Source organism: Bradyrhizobium sp. CCGUVB1N3, from assembly GCF_024199925.1.
Lineage (GTDB): Bacteria > Pseudomonadota > Alphaproteobacteria > Rhizobiales > Xanthobacteraceae > Bradyrhizobium.
Map to the genome: position 1 here is coordinate 87,543 of NZ_JANADR010000003.1, position 19,015 is coordinate 106,557.

General features: G+C 60.9%; 18 protein-coding genes and 5 pseudogenes. 15 read left to right on the forward strand and 8 right to left on the reverse strand.

Translation table 11 applies throughout. The features are described 5' to 3' along the window. Window positions 1-59: 59 nt before the first annotated feature. Genes NLM33_RS48785 through NLM33_RS48805 form a run of 5 tightly spaced genes read right to left on the reverse strand, consistent with a single transcriptional unit; the run spans window position 60 to window position 4,031 of the window. Complete coding sequence (locus tag NLM33_RS48785; RefSeq protein ID WP_254106639.1) at window positions 60-683, reverse strand: group II intron maturase-specific domain-containing protein; 624 nt, start codon at window positions 681-683, stop codon at window positions 60-62. A 44-nt stretch (window positions 684-727) separates the two neighbouring features. Continuing rightward, window positions 728-2,296 (reverse strand): IS66 family transposase, encoded by a 1,569-nt coding sequence (locus NLM33_RS48790; protein ID WP_254106368.1) that lies wholly within the window; start codon window positions 2,294-2,296, stop codon window positions 728-730. Window positions 2,297-2,349: 53 nt separating this feature from the next. Beyond that, entirely contained in the window at window positions 2,350-2,703 is a 354-nt protein-coding gene (gene tnpB, locus NLM33_RS48795; protein ID WP_254106366.1) for an IS66 family insertion sequence element accessory protein TnpB, read from the reverse strand. Continuing rightward, window positions 2,684-3,157, reverse strand: a complete 474-nt coding sequence (locus NLM33_RS48800; RefSeq protein WP_254106365.1) for a transposase — start codon at window positions 3,155-3,157, stop codon at window positions 2,684-2,686. The genes tnpB and NLM33_RS48800 overlap by 20 nt, the downstream gene beginning before the upstream one ends. Before the next feature lie 31 nt (window positions 3,158-3,188). Then, window positions 3,189-4,031 (reverse strand): reverse transcriptase domain-containing protein, encoded by an 843-nt coding sequence (locus NLM33_RS48805; RefSeq protein ID WP_371930206.1) that lies wholly within the window; start codon window positions 4,029-4,031, stop codon window positions 3,189-3,191. 575 nt (window positions 4,032-4,606) lie between these two features. On the opposite strand from NLM33_RS48805, the gene NLM33_RS48810 reads away from it, so the two are divergent. From NLM33_RS48810 to NLM33_RS48840, 8 genes and pseudogenes are all read left to right on the forward strand, one after another. After that, window positions 4,607-5,467 (forward strand): tyrosine-type recombinase/integrase, encoded by an 861-nt coding sequence (locus NLM33_RS48810; RefSeq protein ID WP_254106640.1) that lies wholly within the window; start codon window positions 4,607-4,609, stop codon window positions 5,465-5,467. A 20-nt stretch (window positions 5,468-5,487) separates the two neighbouring features. Continuing rightward, window positions 5,488-5,706, forward strand: a pseudogene (locus NLM33_RS48815) (transposase zinc-binding domain-containing protein); the annotation flags it as partial. A 146-nt stretch (window positions 5,707-5,852) separates the two neighbouring features. Then, window positions 5,853-7,088 carry a tyrosine-type recombinase/integrase gene (locus NLM33_RS48820; protein WP_254106641.1) on the forward strand — a complete coding sequence of 412 codons (1,236 nt, stop codon included), beginning with the start codon at window positions 5,853-5,855 and terminating at the stop codon, window positions 7,086-7,088. Then, window positions 7,088-7,993, forward strand: a complete 906-nt coding sequence (locus NLM33_RS48825; protein ID WP_254106642.1) for a tyrosine-type recombinase/integrase — start codon at window positions 7,088-7,090, stop codon at window positions 7,991-7,993. The genes NLM33_RS48820 and NLM33_RS48825 overlap by 1 nt, the downstream gene beginning before the upstream one ends. Then, complete coding sequence (locus NLM33_RS48830) at window positions 7,990-8,979, forward strand: tyrosine-type recombinase/integrase (protein WP_254106643.1); 990 nt, start codon at window positions 7,990-7,992, stop codon at window positions 8,977-8,979. Before NLM33_RS48825 ends, NLM33_RS48830 begins: the two co-directional genes overlap by 4 nt. Window positions 8,980-9,083: 104 nt before the next feature. Beyond that, window positions 9,084-9,200 (forward strand): annotated as a pseudogene (locus tag NLM33_RS50200) (transposase zinc-binding domain-containing protein); the annotation flags it as partial. A gap of 18 nt (window positions 9,201-9,218) precedes the next feature. Beyond that, a pseudogene (locus NLM33_RS48835) lies at window positions 9,219-9,596 on the forward strand (transposase); the annotation flags it as partial. A 419-nt stretch (window positions 9,597-10,015) separates the two neighbouring features. After that, a pseudogene (locus NLM33_RS48840) lies at window positions 10,016-10,963 on the forward strand (IS630 family transposase). 334 nt (window positions 10,964-11,297) lie between these two features. On the opposite strand, the gene NLM33_RS48845 reads toward NLM33_RS48840, so the two are convergent. Then, window positions 11,298-11,471: a hypothetical protein gene (locus NLM33_RS48845; protein WP_254106644.1), complete on the reverse strand. Its 174-nt coding sequence runs from the start codon at window positions 11,469-11,471 to the stop codon at window positions 11,298-11,300. A 388-nt stretch (window positions 11,472-11,859) separates the two neighbouring features. On the opposite strand from NLM33_RS48845, the gene NLM33_RS48850 reads away from it, so the two are divergent. After that, on the forward strand, window positions 11,860-13,323 hold the full coding sequence (locus tag NLM33_RS48850) for a DUF4041 domain-containing protein (protein WP_254106645.1): 1,464 nt from the start codon (window positions 11,860-11,862) through the stop codon (window positions 13,321-13,323). Window positions 13,324-13,605: 282 nt separating this feature from the next. Here NLM33_RS48850 and NLM33_RS48855 read toward each other — a convergent pair whose 3' ends face one another. Further along, window positions 13,606-13,929, reverse strand: a complete 324-nt coding sequence (locus NLM33_RS48855; protein ID WP_256570640.1) for a DUF1842 domain-containing protein — start codon at window positions 13,927-13,929, stop codon at window positions 13,606-13,608. Window positions 13,930-14,111: 182 nt separating this feature from the next. On the opposite strand from NLM33_RS48855, the gene NLM33_RS48860 reads away from it, so the two are divergent. Together NLM33_RS48860 and NLM33_RS48865 are read left to right on the forward strand one after the other, a co-directional pair. Further along, complete coding sequence (locus NLM33_RS48860; RefSeq protein WP_254106646.1) at window positions 14,112-14,318, forward strand: cold-shock protein; 207 nt, start codon at window positions 14,112-14,114, stop codon at window positions 14,316-14,318. Window positions 14,319-15,168: 850 nt separating this feature from the next. After that, window positions 15,169-15,318, forward strand: a pseudogene (locus NLM33_RS48865) (hypothetical protein); the annotation flags it as partial. Between the two features lie 760 nt (window positions 15,319-16,078). Here the strand turns inward: NLM33_RS48865 and NLM33_RS48870 are convergent. Then, a complete protein-coding gene (locus tag NLM33_RS48870; protein WP_254106647.1) occupies window positions 16,079-16,534 on the reverse strand; it encodes a hypothetical protein in 456 nt (151 codons plus the stop codon). A 60-nt stretch (window positions 16,535-16,594) separates the two neighbouring features. On the opposite strand from NLM33_RS48870, the gene NLM33_RS48875 reads away from it, so the two are divergent. The 4 genes from NLM33_RS48875 to NLM33_RS48890 all read left to right on the forward strand — a co-directional run bounded on the left by NLM33_RS48875 (window position 16,595) and on the right by NLM33_RS48890 (window position 18,830). Further along, window positions 16,595-16,768: a hypothetical protein gene (locus NLM33_RS48875; protein ID WP_254106648.1), complete on the forward strand. Its 174-nt coding sequence runs from the start codon at window positions 16,595-16,597 to the stop codon at window positions 16,766-16,768. Continuing rightward, window positions 16,765-17,133 carry a hypothetical protein gene (locus tag NLM33_RS48880; protein WP_254106649.1) on the forward strand — a complete coding sequence of 123 codons (369 nt, stop codon included), beginning with the start codon at window positions 16,765-16,767 and terminating at the stop codon, window positions 17,131-17,133. The genes NLM33_RS48875 and NLM33_RS48880 overlap by 4 nt, the downstream gene beginning before the upstream one ends. 259 nt (window positions 17,134-17,392) lie before the next feature. Continuing rightward, a complete protein-coding gene (locus tag NLM33_RS48885; RefSeq protein WP_254106650.1) occupies window positions 17,393-17,869 on the forward strand; it encodes a hypothetical protein in 477 nt (158 codons plus the stop codon). 577 nt (window positions 17,870-18,446) lie between these two features. After that, window positions 18,447-18,830: a DUF6788 family protein gene (locus NLM33_RS48890; RefSeq protein WP_254106651.1), complete on the forward strand. Its 384-nt coding sequence runs from the start codon at window positions 18,447-18,449 to the stop codon at window positions 18,828-18,830. The last annotated feature ends 185 nt before the right edge of the window (window positions 18,831-19,015 follow it).

The following is a 19,015-nucleotide window of genomic DNA, read 5'->3' on the forward strand; positions in this document are numbered from 1 at the left end:
GACACCGCCCCTCCCACACCACCAGGCATACGGGTCCGTACCATGGCGGTTCGACCGAGTTATGCTTCGGCGGGCACGTAGAGTCGGGGAAGCCCGAGTTGATCGAACGCGTGGTTGCGCAGGGCTTTCTGGATCACCGGATGTCCTGACATGCGCCAGGGCCCCGTCGATGCTGAACTGGCGGTAGTCGCTGCTTGGATCTTTGAGACGCCACGACGGCGCAGTTCCTTAAAGCGATTGTGCCCGTTCCGCCACTGCCGCCAAAGATACATGCGTAATCTTCGGCGGATCCATGCTTCCAGGTTCGTGAGCACCACGGGGGTCTGGCAGAAGCCGAAGTATCCGCGCCAGCCGATGAGGTATGGCTTTAGATCTTCGACCAACCGCGACAGACTGACCCCGCGCGTCCGGCGGGTCATGTCCCGAATCCGCGCCTTGAACACATCGAGGGCCTTTGGCGCGATGCGCCTCTCGCCTCCGTCGTTCGAGACGCTGAATCCCAGGAACTTGCGCTCCTCCGGGCGTGCCACCGCGCTTTTCGCCTCGTTGACCCTCAGCCGCAGCTTGTGGGTCAGGAACCGGCTCACTGAAGTCATGACCCGTTCACCGGCGCGGTAGCTGCGAACATAGATGTTGCAGTCATCGGCGTAACGGCAGAAACGTAAGCGCGGATTTCGATGCACGTCGTAGAGCGGCGTAATGCGGCGGCGGCAGTGGTGGTGGCGGCTCAGGCTGGCAACTTTTTGAAGTTGAAGGGCAGAAGATCCTGGACATCGGCTTCATCGGGGCGTGTCGGCAACTGGGCGAGGACGTGCTTCAGCCATGCGAAGGGCTCGATGCGACAGGCCCGACAGGTCAGCATCAGACTATAGATGACGGCACTGGCCCTGGCTCCCTCCACGGTAGCGCTGAAGAGCCAGTTTTTCCTGCCGCAGGCAAAAATCCTGATATCGCGTTCCAGAAGGTTGTTGTCGATCGGCATGCTGCCGTCCTTGGCGTAGCGCGTCAGATATTCCCATTGGTTGAGCGTATAGGAGACCGCATCCTCAAGCTTGGTGTCGGGCACAACCTTGGGAGCGATTGCATCGAGCCACGCCTTGAGGGCGTCCAGGACCGGGAGGCTGTGTTTCTGGCGCAAGCGGCGTATGTAATCGACCTGCGTTTCGCCGTCGCCGGGCTTTTCGTCCCGCACCTGTCTTTCAATCCGGTAGAGCTGGTCGAAGAACTTGAGGGCTTGGGCCGGTGGCCCACCCGGTTTCTTCCTGGCCTTGAGGGCGTCGACAAACTTCCGTCTGGCGTGGGCCATGCATCCGACGTGCGTGGCGCCTTTCAATGTGCGCCAGGCCGCGTAGCCATCGCTCATCAGGATGCCACGATAGTCGCCAAGGAAGGCCTGCGGGTGTTCCTGTCCGCGACCAGGCTGATAATCGAACAGCACGATCGGCTGCTCGCTATCCTCGCCGCTGCGATAAGCCCACATATACGAGGTGCTGGTGGGGTCCTTGCCCGCTTCTTTCAGCACCTGAACGGTGGTCTCGTCGCCATGGATGACGGTCTGCGACCGCAACCGTAGCTTTAGCGCGTCGTAGATACGAACGAGGTGCTTCTCGCTCGAACCGATCACCCAGTGGCCCAGAGCGCCGCGGCTGACGGGAACACCAGCGCGCTCGAAGGCCTTCGCCAGACGATAGAGCGGCGTGCCATCGACATATTTATGGACGAGTGCGAAGGCCAGCGTCGAGGCCGTAGCAATGCTGCCCGGCAAGGGTTGTGCAGGCATCGGCGCGGTCACGACCGGCGTGTTGATGTCGGTACGGTCACAATGGCGGCAAGCATATTTGAACCGCACATTCTGCAAAACCTTCGCCTTCACCTCGATATGAAGTTGCTCGCTAACGGTCTCGCCCATGCGATGCATCTGGTGACGGCAGCAAGGACAAGCCTTCTGGTCGTCGGGAAGGTCATACTCGACGCGTTCGCGCGGCAGGTTCTCTGGCAAGGCCTTGCGGCCGCGCTTCCTTCCCGTCGCCCCCTCGGTCGCCGGCAAGCCCGTGTCCGGCAGAGCAACGACATCGTCATCTTCGTTGTCGGCGGGGTCCTCATCCGCAGCCTGTTCGGCTTCATTGAAGAGGCGGTCAATGTGCTTTTCACTGCGCGGCGCAAAACGATGCAGTCGTGCAAGCGCCAGCTCTTCCTCGAGTCTGACGACGCGTTCGGTGAGTTGACGGTTCTCTGCCTGCAGCGCAGCAATGCGCGCCATCAACTCTTCAACAGCCGGTTCGCCGGGTCGATTCATCAGATTCTTGAATCGAAAGCATGCCGCCGCGTCAACCGCTCAATTCGAGGCCCTCAACCAGCAACCTGATATTGCCGCACCGGATGGCGGACCATCGCATCGATATCGATCCCGTCGAGGATCCAGTGCAATTGCTCGGTCGTAAGCGTGATCACCGCTGCCTCGCGGCCCGGCCACCGGAACTTGTCCTCGGTCAGCCGTTTCAGGATCAGCACAAAGCCGGACCGATCGAAGAACAGGAGCTTCATCCGGTCGCGACGGCGATTGCAGAACGCAAAAACCGCCGGAGCAAACGGATCGAGCGCCATCGTTTCCTGGACCAGAACCGCAAGGCTGTTGATGCCGGCCCGGAAGTCGATCGACTCACGGTGCAGATAGACTTTCAGGTCAGCGCCCAGTCTGAACATGTCCCAGTGCTCCGATGATCGCCGTCAATACATTCACATCACCGCATTCCAGCGTCAGCTTCACGCCGTTCGACAGTGACGCGCTCACCTTGGCTGGAGAGGAAAACGTCGCAGCCCTTTCCGGTGCCGATCCACGCACCCCATCACAAGTCGCCGGCAAATCCACCGCATCCATGCGGCTCTGTCCCGACAGTGCCCGATCAGCAGTCCCTTCAATCTGAACCGGGATGAACGCCGCTGGTGAGGACGGCCGGACAGACAGCGTCTCCGTGCGCTTCTTTACCCATTTCCGAAGAAGGTTCGCATTGACCCCATGTTCGAGCGCAAGTCTCGATACCGACACGCCAGGCGCAAGGCAGGCCGCGACAAGGCGGTCCTTCGATGCGGCGTCGTAACGGCGTCGACCGTTCCGACCAACAAGCCTTACCCGCAGTTTCTGATCATCGTCTGACATCACAAGGTGTCCACCTATTTTGGTGGACACCTCATGCATCAGAGTACTCAACAGCAAAAGGTGCGGGGAAATTCGCGCTTACGCAGAAACGGAGACCGCGTCGGGCCATCTCCTTGTCGAGGTCGTCGAGCACGAGGTTGCTTAAGAGGGGCGAGAGCGGGCCCCCTTGCGGGGTCCCTTCCTCCACCGGTCGGACCAAACCATCCTCCATCACCCCGGCCTTGAGAAAGGCCCGGATGAGTTTGAGCACGCGTTTGTCGGTCACCCGTTTGGCGACGCGCCCCATCACGCTGTCATGATTGACACGGTCGAAAAACTTTTCGAGATCGAGATCAACCACGATGTTGTAGCCCTCGGCGATGTAATGCTGCGCCTGGGCCACCGCTTGATGAGCGGAGCGTTCCGGTCGGAAGCCGTAACTGTACTCAGAGAACGTCGGGTCCCATCGCTCTTGGAGAACTTGCAGCAAGGCTTGCTGGATCAGTCTGTCGACGACGCATGGCACGCCGAGCTTTCTGACCCCGCCGTCCGGCTTGGGTATTTCGACCCTCTTGACCGGTTGCGGCTGGTAGGTCCCCTCGAGCAGCTGGGATCGAATGTTTGGCCAGTGCTGACGCAGGTAGCCTTTGGCGTCTTCGATGGTCATCCCATCAACGCCGGGGCCGCCCTTGTTTCCTTGCACACGTTTCCACGCTATTTCGAGATTTCCTCGGGCGCACACCTCCTCCATCAATGGTTTCGCAAAAGCCGGGCTTTCGGGGTTTGGCTTCGCCACGAGTGGTTCGGTCCCTTCGCATCCGCGGCCACGGGTTTCACCCCTGTCCTCGGTTGCCAAGGCCAGCTCGTACTGGGTCTTCTGCCGCTTTCCACTCATGAGTTGCCAATCCTATTTGCCACTCTCAATCGTTCGGGCCTTCGGCCATCGTTTCCGGCTCAGCCTATCCGTTGCTCCGCCTTTCGGCCTTGGAGTGCCTCAATAGCCTTGCCGACTGCTTGACCTGATATGCCCTCTGCTGACTTCTGCCTCGCGGTCAGATGGTCTTTCGGCCACCTCAGTCGCCAGAGGCGACACGCGGCAGATCTCCCGGGGTAAGCTCAGTCGCCTTCGGCGCACAACCGCCGGATCTACGCTTCGCGTCGTTGATGGATATGGACTTCGCGATTCGTTGCCCGCTCGTCCGACGCTTGCGCCTCGTATCCGGTTTTTGTTCATCGGCTCGCGCCTTTGTTTCGCGCTTCCTTCAGACTCCGCCTCGCGGCGACAGCCCTTGCGCATCACTACCCTTCACCTCCATCAGGTTGGTGGAGGACTTTCACCTCCGAGCTACTGAACATGCCCGGCACACAACGAAGCCGCTGCCGCGGCGTGAGGGGCAAGGTGGCGTAGATCGCCTCCTGGCTGAGAGGATGTGGGTGTTGGAGCCACCCCCCTCAGACAGGAGTATCGAGATGGCCGATTTGAGCCCTCTTCGCCGCCGCATGATCGAAGACATGACCGTCCGCAATCTGTCGCCAGCGACGCAACGATCCTACATCAGCGCGGTTTCGAAGTTCAGCCGCTATTTTGGCCGATCGCCCGACCGGTTAGAGCTGGAAGACGTCCGCGCCTTCCAGGTGCATCTGGTCTCGACCGGCATCTCATGGCCGGCGCTGAACCAGATCGTCTGTGCGCTACGGTTTTTCTACGGCGTCACGCTCGGCGAGGCGCTGATCCCGGAGCGCATTCCCTATGCGCGAGAACCGCGCAAGCTGCCGGTCGTGCTCAGCGCCGACGAAGTGGTTCAGTTCCTCGAGGCCGTGTCCAGCCTGAAGAGCCGCGCCGCGCTCACCACGGCCTATGCGGCCGGACTCAGGGCCTCCGAAGTCGCGGGACTGCGGATCGAAGACATCGACAGCGCCCGCGGCGTCATCCAGGTGCGCCACGGCAAGGGGGCGAAGGATCGCAACGTGATGCTGTCGCCCCAGCTGCTGGGCATCCTGCGCACCTACTGGCGGCTTGCCCGGCCGCGGCTTTATCTGTTCCCCGGTCGTGACCAAGATCATCCGATCGATCAGACCGTGTTGCACGCCGCCTGTCGGTCGGCGGTGAAGGCTGCGGGCCTGACTAAGCGCGTCACGCTGCACACGCTGCGCCACAGCTTCGCGACGCATCTTCTCGAGAACGGAACCGATATCCGGATCATTCAGGTCTTGCTCGGGCACAATAATTTGTCGTCGACAGCGCGCTACACGCAGGTCGCCACCGATACGATCCGGGCGACACAGAGCCCGCTCGATCGCCTGTCGCTGGAGGTGACGCCACCTAGATGATCCGCGGCGGGATGCGGGTGATGATCCGCCCCGATAGCCGCTCCAACAGGCCCGCCATCGAGATTGCCGATATTCTGCGCCGGCATGGCGACACCTATCGCCGTGTACATGCCGGTCATCTCGGTCGGGTCGAGCGGCGCGTGATGAGCGCGATCGTGGCGTGCCGGACCGATGCGCTCGGTGGCCACATGGAGGCTTGCGACGACTGCGGCACGACACGCGTCGCCTATAATTCTTGCCTTATGGGCAAAGCCGGTAATGGGGAGCTGGCAATCGCGATCACCGTATTTTCCTGTGTATTGCCGCTCTCGAGCTCTCCATTACAAGTCGCCCGTGCGGTCCCGTTGGGTCGGCCACTGATGGCCGGTCACATACGGAGACGGACATGTTGGAGACGTACTTCTCGGCAGCGAAGATGCTGGGGCATCTGCGCAGTGGGCCGAGCGGGCCTTACCTTGACGGGTTTGCAGCGGCGCTGGAGCAGCAGGGCTATGGCCCCGAGACAGCGGTACGCTATTTGCGAGCGGCGGCTCACATCGGCCATGTCATGGCCGAGCAAGGCGCGGGCCTGACGGACGTTGATCTCGCCGCGTTCGGCGAGCACCTGCGCACTTGCCGGTGTCCACGCGCCAAAGGCGGCCGGCGCAACCACCACACCATCTACGGTGCCAGGCTCTTTCGTCGGCACCTCGTCGAGCTCGGCCTTTGCCGGTCCGCGGCCGTGGGCGCAGCACCCGCCGAGCCGCAGCTGCTGGTCGCGGACTTCAAGACGTGGCTGCGCAAGCATCGCAGCGCATCCGATGCCACCGTCAGGCTCTACGCCCGCGACGCCGCGGGCCTGATGATGGAGCTTCGATCTGACCCGGCCGGCTGGAGGCCGAACGATGTCCGCAGTTACTTCCTGGAGCGGGCGAGCAATAGCGGGAGTGGCACGATCGAGAAGATGACGACGAGCCTGCGGGCTTTCCTGCGGTATCTCGAAGTCGCAGGCCGTTGTCAGGCAGGTCTCGACGGCGCCGTTCCGGCCTACGCTCATTGGCAGCTTGCCGACATGCCCCGGTATCTATCGACCGAGCAGGTCGACCGGCTGATCGCTGCCTGTGACGGCGATGCCGGTGCGCGCCGGCGTGATCGTGCGATCGTACTTTTGTTGGTGCGCCTCGGCCTGCGGGCCGGTGACGTGGCGCAACTGCGTCTCACCGATATCGAGTGGCAAACGGGATCGCTGCGGGTCTGCGGCAAGTCGCGCTACGAGGTCCGGCTGCCGCTACCGCAAGACGTCGGGGATGCGATCGCCGCCTACCTCGAATGCCGGCCGTCTACCCGCCGGAACGATGTCTTGTTCCTGCGCACGATCGCGCCGTGCCGGCCATTCCGACGAGGCGACGGCATCTCGTCGGTGGTGAAGCGCATCATGAAGCGGGCCGACATCGTGCCGCCGGTCAAAGGGGCCCACGCTCTGCGGCACACCGCGGCGACCGAGATGCTGCGCCACGGCGTGCCGCTCGACAAGATCGGCCTCGTCCTTCGGCATCGCGGCATCGACACGACGGCCTATTACGCAAAGGCCGACGTCGCGCTGCTGAAGCAGGTTGCTCAGCCCTGGCCGGAGGCGCTCTGATGCTCGACGCCATCGAGACCTATCTCGCGCTCCGCCGCACCACGGGCTTCGCGATGTCGACCGCGGAGTACCTGCTGAAGAGCTTTGCCGCCTTCGCGGCCGAGCGCGGACAAACGTACGTCAAGACAAAAACAGCGATCGACTGGGCCGCGCTCGGACCATCCGTCGCGCAACGCGATGCACGGCTAAGAGCCGTCTGTCGCTTCGTACGCCATGTCCGGGTGGAGGACGTCGGGCACGAGCTGCCGCCGGCAAATCACTTCGGCGCCCGTAAGAAGCGTCGCACGCCGCACATCTACACGACCGACGAGATCAGTCGGCTGGTCGAAGCTGCGCTGCGGCTTCGGCCAATGCGCGGCTTGCGCCCGCACACGCAAGCGACCTTGATCGCGCTGCTCTCATCCACCGGGCTCAGGATCTCCGAAGCCCTGAAGCTGACGATCGCGGACGTGACCCGCGACGGTCTGCTGATCCGCGAGACCAAGTTCCGCAAGACGCGACTGGTGCCGCTGCACGACACGGCGGCCGCCGGCTTGCAGCGATACCTGGCACGTCGCGGGCGCGGCTCAGACAATGATCCGGTGTTCATCGACAAGCGCAATCGGCCGCTACGCTACATTGCCGTCAAGGAGACCTTCGACAGGCTGGTCGACAAGGCTGTCATCAGATCGACGTCGGCTCGCCGTCCTCGCCTGCACGATCTGCGGCACACGTTTGCGGTGCGCGCGCTGCAAGGCAGCCCTACCGGCCGAGGCCGGTGCGGGGCACACATGGCGGCACTCGCGACCTACATGGGTCACATCAACATCTACGCGACCTACTGGTACCTCGAGGCCACGCCCGACCTCTTGCGCGATGTCGCCACGGCCGGCGAAGCGTTTATGTCCGAAGGGAGGTCATCATGACGCCGATCGCTCCCCTCATCGAGACGTTCCTGCGCGACACACTCGCTTGCCAGCGGGGCGCCAGCCGGCACACGAGGGACTCCTATGCCTCGAGCTTCCAGCTGCTGTTCGTGTTCGCCGCCGACCGGCTCAAGGTCAAACCATCGGCGCTGATGCTCGAGCAGATCGATGCCGGGCTCGTCAGCGCCTTCCTCGAGCATCTTGAGGACGAGCGCAAAAACGCGGCCGTAACGCGCAACGTTCGCCTGGCGGCGATCAAGTCGTTCTTTCGCTTCCTCGAGTACCGGCAGCCGGCAGCGCTCGAGCAGATCCGCCGTGTACTGGCGATCCCGTTCAAGAAAACTGACACGCGCCTGGTGCCCTACCTTCTGCGCGAAGAGCTCCAAGCCGTGCTCGACGCTCCCGATCCGGCGACACGCGATGGCATCCGCGATCGCGCAATGCTGCACGTGGCCGTCTGCGCAGGGCTGCGCGTCTCCGAGCTGACGGGCCTCAAGGTCGGTGACATCGACCTGCCTTCGATGAGCATCCGCGTGCTCGGCAAGGGACGCCGGGAGCGGACGCTGCCGTTGTGGAAGCCGGCGGCCGCTGCACTGCGTGCCTGGCTGGCCATCCGCGGGCAGGTCGCGACACCCGAGGTGTTCGTCAACGCCCGCGGTGAGCCGCTGAGCCGATGGGGCTTTGCCTATCTGCTCAGGCAGCACGTCGCGACTGCGGCTCGCAAGCAGCCCGGTCTCGCCAGGAAACGCGTCTCGCCCCACGTGCTCAGGCACACCTGCGCGATGGTCGTTCTGCAAGCGACCGGGGACATCCGGAAGGTGTCGCTGTGGCTGGGCCACGCTACGCTGACGACCACCGAGGTCTACACGCGCGGCGATCCGACCGAGAAGCTCGATGCGATGGAGGCGATCGTGCCGCCCCACCTGCGGCGCGGCGTCTTCCAGCCCACCGACCAGCTGATCGAACTCCTCAGGCGTACCTCGTAATGGAGAGCGGGGTTGGCGGTGATTGGTGCAGGAGCGCGATCAAATTGCCGCCAGCTCCCCATTCCCGGCTTTGCCCATAAGACAGGTAATGGGCGACGCCCATTAGCTGCCGCAACCGGCACTGTCCGAAGTGTCAGGGGCCAGCCCGGGCCGCGTGGCTCGCCGCGCGAGAAGCCGACCTGCTGCCGGTTCCCTATTTCCACGTCGTCTTCACACTGCCAGCTCCGATCGCCCTCGACGAGGATCACGTCGCCTTTACCTGGAAGGACTACCGCCAGAACGGCGCGACAAAGATCATGAAGCTCAAGCCCGACGAGTTCATCCGCCGCTTCCTTCTTCACACGCTGCCCGATGGCTTCCATCGCATCCGCCATTTCGGCTTCATGGCCAACGGCCATCGCGCTGCCAAACTCGCCCTTTGCCGCAAACTTCTCGATCGTGAGCGGACAGCGCCAAACGATGGCGAGCCGTCGCCTGTGGATTCGGACGCTCTGACGTCGGCCAAGGTTCCCGCCTGTCCTGATTGTGGTGGCGTCATGCGCATCATCGAGCGCTTTCGATACAGCTGCAGCCGCTCCAGCCCTCCAACCCCACCGTTCCGATGCGACACATCGTGAGCCAACTCATGCCGCGCACGAAGATCGTCATTCGTCATTTCGCTCCCAGCGTCTCGATCATCGCGGACGCTGTCGAATCCGTGCGACCACACCGCGCGACGACAACCATTCAATGCAGTGGGCCATCGATCGCGACCGCCTGCAAAACGCTCCCGGCCTCAAATTGCCGCCGACGCGCAACCAAAACGTCGCCGCTTCAGATACACAGTCTGCCGATAGCTACTTGCGATCTCGAACAACCCCCATAGCCTCACCACCGTGCCCAGCCTCCCGCACCTTCGTTCAATCCCGCTTCAATGAGGTCGCGTCATAGGCGCCTGCCGCGCCCTCGCGTGAGCGCGACCTCACAGAACCCTCCAGATTCCCAAATCAGCCGCGAGCTGATTCAAACTGTCTGCCGGAGGCGGAGGCCGGCAGGCATGTCAAAGGCTCTTTCGCTGGATCTTCGCGTTCGAGTTCTGGCCGCCGTGACGGCGGGCGCATCGCACCGAGAGGCAGGCGAGCGGTTTGGGGTGAGTGCGGGCAAGTGTGAGCCGGTGGCGAACACGGGAACGTCAACAGGGCGACGCGCGCCCGAAGGCCCTTGGCGGAGACCGTCGGTCCGGCCGCATCGAGGCGCATAAGGAGACGATCCTTGCGATGCTGAAGGAAACGCCGGATGCCACGATCGAGGAGTTGCGCCGGAGCCTGGCCCAAAAAGGGCGGGTGTTCGGCGAAGGCACGATCCGCCGGTTCCTGGTCCGGCACGGCATCACGCGTAAAAAAAGACCGCGCACGCCAGCGAGCAGGACCGGCCGGACGTCGTAAAACGGCGGCAGGACTGGGTCGACGGCCAGCCCGCGCTTGATCCGGGACGCCTTGTCTTCATCGATGAGACTTGGGCTTCGACCAACATGGCTCGTCGCTATGGCCGCTGTCCGCGCAGTGAGCGTTTGAAGGTCGGCATTCCTCATGGCCATTGGAAGACGACGACCTTTGTCGCTGGGATCACCTCAGCCGGCATCATCGCTCCCTGGGTTCTCGATGGGCCGATCAACCGCGACGCCTTCGAAGTCTACGTCGAGAAGGTTCTGATCCCCGAGCTCAGCCCGGGCGCCATCGTCGTCATGGACAACCTGTCCAGCCACAAGGGACCAAAGGTCCGCCAGATGATCGAAGCTGCAGGCGCAAGCTTGTTGTACTTGCCACCCTACAGCCCCGACTTCAATCCGATCGAGAACGCCTTCGCCAAGCTCAAGGCACTCCTGCGTAAAGCAGCACAACGCACCCTCGACGGTCTCTGGAGCACTATCGGAAGCAGTATCGACCGCTTCACGCCTACCGAATGCTGCAACTACTTCATTGCTGCCGGATACGCTGCAACATGATCGGCGGATGCTCTAACGCCAGCAATTCCTTGTGGCGAATAAGGAATCTGCGCCGGGATGGCGTCCCAGTCGGCGGCGATGGTGACCCCATCTCAACTGGCGTTTCTCAATTGCCCTCAGAGCGTTGCCGCCGATACTGGCAACAGCCTGACCCCTGCGCCGATTCACAGATAAGGCAGCGATCCACTGAGTGGTCGCAAGCTTGCCGATCGCCGTTTAACAACCCGCGAACCAATTCCGGCAAGCTCCGGGCTTGATCGAACCCTAGAAATCGGTGGTCTTGCATTATTGAGCAAGCCCCCCCGTTAGTCGGCGTTCAGCGTCGCAGCTGCTTCTATGGCTTTTGCTTATTCGCTGTTTCTCGCGCGGCCAAGCTAAGCTCCAATACTCTGAGCTGCTCGATCAGCAGGTCCACGATCTCTTCGTAGTCAGCTGGCTTTAGTGAATTCACGCCGCGTAACGCCATTTGGTTCTGCAGGATCGTCGCCATCATGGCTTTGACGTTCATGGGGCCTCGTCTGGAAATAAGAGCGCGTCAAATTCAATTTGAAGTAGATGCCAAACATCCCCGATGTGCAACGCCCGTAGAATTACGGGCGGCTGTAGGGCCGCGAGATGTTCGCAGCGCACACATAGGATGTGCTCGGCGGCCCTCCTTTCCACCACTGCTTGGTTTCTACTTTCACAGTACGCCACCCCGATCTGCGCCAGCTAAGAGTCGGCAAAATGATCAGCACGTGGGAGCGTTTCGGGCCTCTCAGGCGGCTTCTCCGCTACGCCCAAGGTAGCAAGTCGCAAACACACAACTCTGCTTGAAAGCGGAATGTTGCTCTGGAATTATCGATCAACCTGAGGTCGCATTGGTGCGGCCAGGTTTTGATTCTTTGGGTATTTCGATGCAGGAAGTTGCGTACAAGCCAATCCGGACCGTGCCAATGTTCGGTGCTCGCGCCTTTGCCCGCAAACTGCTGGCGGAGGTGGATCAGCTCAACTCACACCTTCTATCAGCCGAGCGGGAGCGGGAGGAAATTCTGTCGAAAAACGCTGACCTCGGCGCGACTGTCGAACAACTGAGGACCCAGATAGAGCAAGTTCGAGCGGAACGCGATCTCGGGAGGCGGCAGCTTGAGTCAATCGGAGCCGCTCCGCTCCTCGACATCGACGCGCGGCGACGGGAATTACAGGTGCAGGTGGATGCACTGAACAAACAGCTTGCACAGACTCGCGCAGACATTGCTGCTGAACAAGCCGCCTTGCGGAAAGAGGTCGAAGAAGCTCGCCAAACTATCGTCGAAACGAGGGAGACTGCCCTGCTTCAAGAAATTGGAATCTATGATTATCGGCACCCTCTCACAGATACGCTGGCTTACAAGAAAGCGTTGGATCGGCTCCAAGATGCCACCAAGGCAACGGCAAAAAAGGATGGCAGCGCGGTACTCGCTGCCACTAGCTGGACGGTCGGCGGCTCCGAAGCTGAAGGCCGCAAGATGACGCGAGAAGTTTCCAAGCTCATGTTGCGCGCCTTCAACGCCGAAGCTGACAACCTTGTGCGGGGCCTGAAACCATACAAGCTGCAAAGTGCAATCGAGCGGTTGAAGAAGGTGGAGGAGACCGTGAGAAAGCTGGGTGGCACGTTGCAGGTGAGCATCTCGCCCGCGTACGTTCAACTGCGAATCGACGAACTCGAACTCACTGCCGATTTTCTCCAGAAGCAAGCTGAAGAAAAAGAGGATGAACGGCAGGAACGCGAGCGGATGCGAGATGAGCGGAGAGCTCAGCAAGAGATCGAGCGCGAGCGCGCAAAACTGGCTAAGGAGAAGCAGCACTACCAGAATGCGCTGGAAGCAGTCACCATAAATGGCGACCAGCACGGCATGGAGCGGCTTCGGGAGCAAATCGCCGACGTGAATAAGGCAATCGAGAGCGTAGAAGCTCGCGCAGCCAATACGCGCGCGGGCTATGTATACGTGATCTCCAACATTGGGTCATTCGGCGAGAGGATGGTAAAGATTGGAATGACGAGACGGCTCGATCCAATGGAGCGCATTCGGGAACTAAGCGACGCATCGGTGCCGTTCAATTTTGATGTTCATGCACTCTTCTTCTCTGATGATGCTATAGGAATCGAAACTTTGATGCATGATCGGCTGTCGGACTGCCGCGTGAACGAGGTGAACCGAAGGCGAGAGTTCTTTCGGGCGACGCCCTCAGAGGTGAAGACCCAACTCGGTCAGTTAACCGGGCAATTGTTGGAGTTTCGCGAAGTAGCTGAGGCTATCGAATATAGACAGAGCTTGCGAATGCGAAGTGGTACGAGCGGATCAGCTCCGAGCCAGACGGATGAGCGACCTGCCGATTGACAGGCAACGTCTGGATATGACATCTGCGTCCTCTTGCGGTTGCGGTAATGCTGCCACTTGGCAGGCAACCCCGCAAATCTGGTGGCGTATGAGCCGAGACTGACGGACCTCGTCCTCGACGAGAACTGAGGCAAATTCTTCTACCGCCGTCGACTCGCCTTGTCTCCTTGGCAACAGCAGCGTGATCAGGGAGCTCGGGCCTTCCACGAAGACCACTATTCGCCGTGTCTGAAACGATCAGCACGATCTCGATAGGGCCTTGCCGGCCCGGCCTAGATCCGTTCATGCGATGGCTGGAGACACCAGCTTGACCGGCGCGGCCTCGATCTCCTGCCAATCGCCGTGGCCGCTGCGATAGCGGTAGGAGGCGATTCCCGATTGCCAGTTCGGGATCAGGGTCATGCGCAGATCGACGTTGGGCAGAATCACCGGTCCAAGCCCGCCATGCGTCGGCCAGTGGATCGGCGGGTAGCCCGTAAGGAGCACTAGAAGTAGTGCCGGCGCCGGCGGGAGCGTCGGCAGCTGGCTGTAATTGCCTTGCAGGGAGGTGGCGACATCGAGCGGTACGGATCTCGCCGTGTGATGCCTTCGAGTATTGAAACTGATTGAGCTAGCCTGAAAATGTTAGCAGTCGCACACGGTTGTCAGCTTTGCGTCCATTGACGTCGCCCCGATGCTCACCATCACTGTGGGATCAGAATTTTCGGTCCGGCACGCGGGTTGCTCTGTTTCTCGGCACCATTACCCACCCGCGCTCGGACTGCCGCGGCGGCAAAGGAAATGATCGTATGGCAACAGGCACTGTGAAGTGGTTCAATGATCAAAAGGGGTACGGATTTATCGCTCCAGACGACGGCGGAAACGACATTTTTGTCCACATTAGCGCCGTAGAACGCGCTGCACTCTCTGGTTTGGCAGAAGGCCAAAAGATTTCTTACGAAGTCAAAGTCGACCCCAAGCGTGGCAAGGGCAGCGCTGAAAACCTGCGGGTCTGAGCGCGCCCGTCGGTGATAGGTCTCTGGCAAAAATTGCCAAGACGAACAGGCTGCGTTCTTTTCAGAGATGACGTAGCGAATTAGGAGTCCGGCACGTCTTTGGACGGACCATGTTCACCGTCTTTTGCGTCTATGTCCGTGTCGGGCTTTTCATCGTAAGTGCAGTAGAGCCACGGCAGCACGGTTTGCAGGTTCGTTGTCCGCGCTTTCGGGAGGAGCTTGAGCAATTCGGGTTTGTAAGACCGAGCGCAGCCCTGGGCACGAAAACCCAAGGGATCACCAACCATTCCTCATCGACCAACGTGTCTTCCGTCTGCGTCCAGCCTTGCAACCGTTTACGAGAGCGCGCGGTTTCGTCGCGCTTCGAGTAGAAAATGGCTGTTGCAAACGTCTAGGTTGTATGCCACCTTAGGCTTGGGCCTCAGAAACCCAAGATAGTATCCGTGGCCAATCAATGGGCCAGCGTTGTAACAGCCCCGTTCGGCGGGGGCGGTGCGCCCATGTCCAAGGGGCACCCCAAAAGCACATTGGCCGTTCACGATTACGGTTTCTGAACCCCGGCAGCCAGTCCGCTACCGGCATCAGAGCTAAAAGCAAAATCCATGAACCATCAGCGAATCTCGCGCCGCGCCGTGGCGATCGCTCGCGTCTGCAGCCTCGAGGTGTTGCACGACAACGAAACATCTCAGCAGAGAGCCGACCGGTTGCTGGCGCCGCACAAGCGGCGTAACCGTTCTCCGTCGTCAAATGATTTGAGGATAATTAGGCGGCCCGCGAAGGGAGGGGCTGGCTCCTCAGGGGTTAGAGTTTAAGCGGCCAGCACTCGTTGCTGCGAGCGAACGTTTGCATTTCATCGGCGCCTTTCGCCACGCTCTACACCCACATCGACGATCTCGTGGAAAGCTTGAGGACGGTATCGCCGGCAGGCGTGATCGAGAGCCGGCGCCTGCCGGGTTCTGGCGCAGGCCCGTGCCCCGACCGATTAATGATCGGCTCGGAACCCGACCCAGCTCCAACGGAGCAATCGCTACCGGCCTGCCACTGAAGAGAAAGAATGGCAGCTTGCAACAACCCGCAATTAAAGGGCCGATTGACAGCCTCAGCCTCAGCCTCAGCCGTCGCCTAATCGCCGCAACCCGCTCGCTCGCTACAACGCTATGGAAGGCGCGCTCCGCGAGCAGCTTGCTCGGGCGCGCGGCAAGCCGGATCCGGGTAGAAACGGTAATTCGCTTCGGTAATGTTCTCATCTGAGGCAATATGAGGGGCAACTCCGAATGGCGTTTGACAGTGGTTGCTACGGCGAGGGCCGATGGTTTAAAAACACTGCTGGCGCATCCTTCGACGCTAAAACGTCGAACACGTTCAGCGCTTTGCGCACTGGAAGGCCTACATCAGCGAGGCGGACGGCAAGCACCGCATTGCGGTGCGCGCCCGCATTCGCCAGCGCGCGAACGGCGAATGTAGCCGCTGGAAGCTATCACGACTGCTGCTGTTGAACCTGCAGCAATACAAAACCAATAATGCCCGAACCGATAGCTACCCAGCTCGAAACCGCCATTGCAAGGACGAGCCTGGCGAGATCATCATTGAACCTCGCTGTCACAAACCAAGCGGCGCAGAAAGCGAGGCTCGCGAGGAGCGCGCTCGGCTGGCATAAGTCTCGGATTGGATGTTGCACTGCGTCGTCCCCTTAGGGTTGTTGGGGCGCAATGCGAGCACGATGCCGAAGTTCCAAGAAGGCGGCTTGCTGCGGCGGATAGTTAACAGTTGCTGAACCGTATCCGTACCACATAACGCCGCAGCTGCTCGCCTTCGCGCACGCCCCCGCACGAAGCGATTGGCTGTGGATCGAGGATCGCCAGCAGACTGCGGCTTGGCAGCATTTCGCAATGGATCTCCGATGGCAAGATCGACGGTGATGCGCTCGACGGACAAGGGCCGAGGGCCAAGATCCGCGTAGCGGTTGCCGACGAGCACTGCGGCAGCGGTTCGATCTGGTCCAGCGTATCGGCAATGGCCTCGCGACCAGGCTGGACGCGTCGGCGGCGCAGGCGGCCGAGCAAATCGCGCCAGCCGCGGCAGTCGCCGCGCCGGCGAGCTCCTCGACGGCGCTCAAGGAGGCGTTCAAGCGCGGGCGCCTCGAGGCGCTGGAGCGTGAGAACCGGCGGCGCGCAGAGGAGGAAGCGGCGCGTGCCGGTCGGTTCGTTGACAGCCAAACGGCGCGTGCCGAGTTGGCAAAAATCGCCGGCCGCGCCGTATCGATCGTCGACGGCGCGTTGCCCGAGATCGCCGCGAGGTTCGCGCTGCCACAGCGTGACATCCTGCATGTCCTGCGCGCCGAATTCCGCGGTGTGCGCTCGCGCGCGGCGCGCAAATTGCGCGACGATGCCGCCGCCCTGCCCGAGCTGATCGAAGCGGAATTCGATCCGGATCGCGGATCGTCGGTGTGAGCACTTTCGCGGACGAGCTGAAGCAAATCGTCGAGGCGCTCGGCGCCGGCGCGAAGCTGAGTGCCGAACAACGGCTCGCCGTCGCTGATGCACTGCGCCAACTGACGTTGCAATCGGGGGGCGCCGAGTATGAGGCGCTGATTGTCGAGTGTCGGCGAAATTTCTTCGCTGACCTGACCGAATGGACCGTGCTCAACGCGGAGGCCGTTGGGCGGTCGATGAGATCACAGCAACGTCGGCGGTCTTGCTCGCCGATCTCGCATTGCAGGCGCGCGTATGCGCTTTGGAGAACTTCACAGACTGGACCAATCCGGGTGAGTGTGACCTTGACGCGCGTGCGTACAGGCGGCTGGTTGACAACATAATGGCCATGGTTGGGTCGGAGGCCTTGCCTGGCGTGGACAGGATTGGGGGCGGTAACTTCCGCGCCGGCAGTGGAGAATGATCATGCATGATCCGGTTAGCGAGGCAATCGAGAGGGTCCGGCGACGCGTGACGAGAGGACGGGCCGCTAGTCACGGCATTTTCTCTCGCAATGGTTGCGCTTGCGGCGGGCGGTGCTTATCTGTTGTCAAGATCGGGGAGTAACCGTCCAACATTCTGCGAAGCGAAAGGGAATTCCCAATGAAAGTTGATTTCAACGGAGTGACTACAAACTTTGATAGCATCCCGCTTGGGGGCTTCTTCATGTTCGATCTATCGCGCGGCGGATCCTTCGGCATTTGCGTTGCTGTCGCTGACAACAAAAGAGCGGCTATTTCGCTCCCGACATCAACGTCGCGAGAGAAACGGCTCGGCTGGCTCCAGGTCGGCGGGCTAAATCAGACGTTCATCCACTTTCCGGGTGCAGTTTTGAGGCCGGTGCTGACGAGCGTTGCCGAAGCTGGATCTTCAGCCGGTTCGGTTCTCATCTGTGCGGGTCAAAAACGATTCATAAGAGGGTATGAAAACAACCACTCTCGAACATTCAATGTCGAAACAGGTCTGGTTGAAGAATTGTCACCCCATGACGTCGTCTACTTCACGCAATGGAACGTCGGGCTTCTCGTCGATCAAAGTTTCGAGGAAATCTATCGCTTCCCACCTGATACCGAAGATTAGAATTTTGTTTTATCCTTGGTCCAAGCGAGCGAGGTTACAGTTTTCATGCAGATCACGGTCTGATATCGGAAAATCAGAGACGCCCGGCGAATTTCAAACTCGTTTTGGTCTGGTGTTCGTCAGAGCCAATAACATCGCGGTTTGGAAGGAAAATCCGACTGCACTTTTTACGTTAATACCTTACTCGACTATCACCCCACCCAAGCGCGGATTTCATCTCGGCACGTATTCGGTCCCTGGTGAATGAAGGTTTGCGGCCCTTCACGGGAAGGACGATTCTGGCGGTGCCGTCTTGGAACGGCCAGAAGATCATCGTCCGCGTCTTTCCGACCTCGCCGATGAACGTAACGTAGCAGCAGCCCGCCACAGGTGAGCCGTCGGCGCAAACGCCACCGGATATTAAAGCAACCCTGGGACTTGATGATGCCGCCAAGCCCTGACGTTCGCGCTCTGACTCCTTCGGCTATGAGCCCTTCCGGTTAGCTACTCTCCGGCGCAAAATTTGGTCTGGTTAGCCTTTGAATAGAATCGGCCGGTGGGCTGAAAACTGCAAGGTCGGACGGAATTGCAGTTGACGTTGGTCGCTGCCGCTGATTCATTCTTGCGGATGAAACGCGCGCAAGCTCTCCGGGCCCGCCAGAAGCTGGCCAGCAAATTGCCGGTCACCGGCGAGATTCTGCGTGGCTCGCTGCTGGAGCGTACTGTCCGACATACCAAAGATTGCCCGAAATGCGCGCGCGGCGAAGGGCACCAGGTCTTCGTGCTGACGGTGAGCTACGCCGGTGGACGAAGCCGGCAAATCAGTGTGCGCCGCGAACGGGTTGGCGAGGTTCGCCGCTGGCTCGACAATTATCAGAAGCTGAAGGAGGCGATCGAGACGATCTGCGAGCTCAATCACGATTTGCTGCGACCGGAGAGAGCCGCGACAAAGCGCCGAGCACGCGGGGGGCAAGAGCTGTGATTAAGATGCGGCGGGCGCAGCTGAGCTTCGGCGACGGATTGATCACTGAGGAAGTGAGCGATCTTGGGGCTCCGTGGGAATCTCTGCAATAATACCCGCTAGGAGATTTTTGCGCGTCGAAATCGACGGGGTGACCGGGCAATTATTTACGCGACAAACCCTGTCGGAATGTAAGACTGTGCGGC

Bases quoted from the DNA above. Each gene is read 5' to 3' on its own strand.
- NLM33_RS48790 (WP_254106368.1), bottom strand. From the start codon at position 2,296: ATGAATCGACCCGGCGAACCGGCTGTTGAAGAGTTGATGGCGCGCATT.
- tnpB (WP_254106366.1), bottom strand. From the start codon at position 2,703: ATGTTCAGACTGGGCGCTGACCTGAAAGTCTATCTGCACCGTGAGTCG.
- NLM33_RS48800 (WP_254106365.1), bottom strand. From the start codon at position 3,157: ATGTCAGACGATGATCAGAAACTGCGGGTAAGGCTTGTTGGTCGGAAC.
- NLM33_RS48805 (WP_371930206.1), bottom strand. From the start codon at position 4,031: ATGAGTGGAAAGCGGCAGAAGACCCAGTACGAGCTGGCCTTGGCAACC.
- NLM33_RS48810 (WP_254106640.1), top strand. From the start codon at position 4,607: ATGGCCGATTTGAGCCCTCTTCGCCGCCGCATGATCGAAGACATGACC.
- NLM33_RS48820 (WP_254106641.1), top strand. From the start codon at position 5,853: ATGTTGGAGACGTACTTCTCGGCAGCGAAGATGCTGGGGCATCTGCGC.
- NLM33_RS48825 (WP_254106642.1), top strand. From the start codon at position 7,088: ATGCTCGACGCCATCGAGACCTATCTCGCGCTCCGCCGCACCACGGGC.
- NLM33_RS48830 (WP_254106643.1), top strand. From the start codon at position 7,990: ATGACGCCGATCGCTCCCCTCATCGAGACGTTCCTGCGCGACACACTC.
- NLM33_RS48845 (WP_254106644.1), bottom strand. From the start codon at position 11,471: ATGAACGTCAAAGCCATGATGGCGACGATCCTGCAGAACCAAATGGCG.
- NLM33_RS48850 (WP_254106645.1), top strand. From the start codon at position 11,860: ATGCAGGAAGTTGCGTACAAGCCAATCCGGACCGTGCCAATGTTCGGT.
- NLM33_RS48860 (WP_254106646.1), top strand. From the start codon at position 14,112: ATGGCAACAGGCACTGTGAAGTGGTTCAATGATCAAAAGGGGTACGGA.
- NLM33_RS48885 (WP_254106650.1), top strand. From the start codon at position 17,393: ATGAAAGTTGATTTCAACGGAGTGACTACAAACTTTGATAGCATCCCG.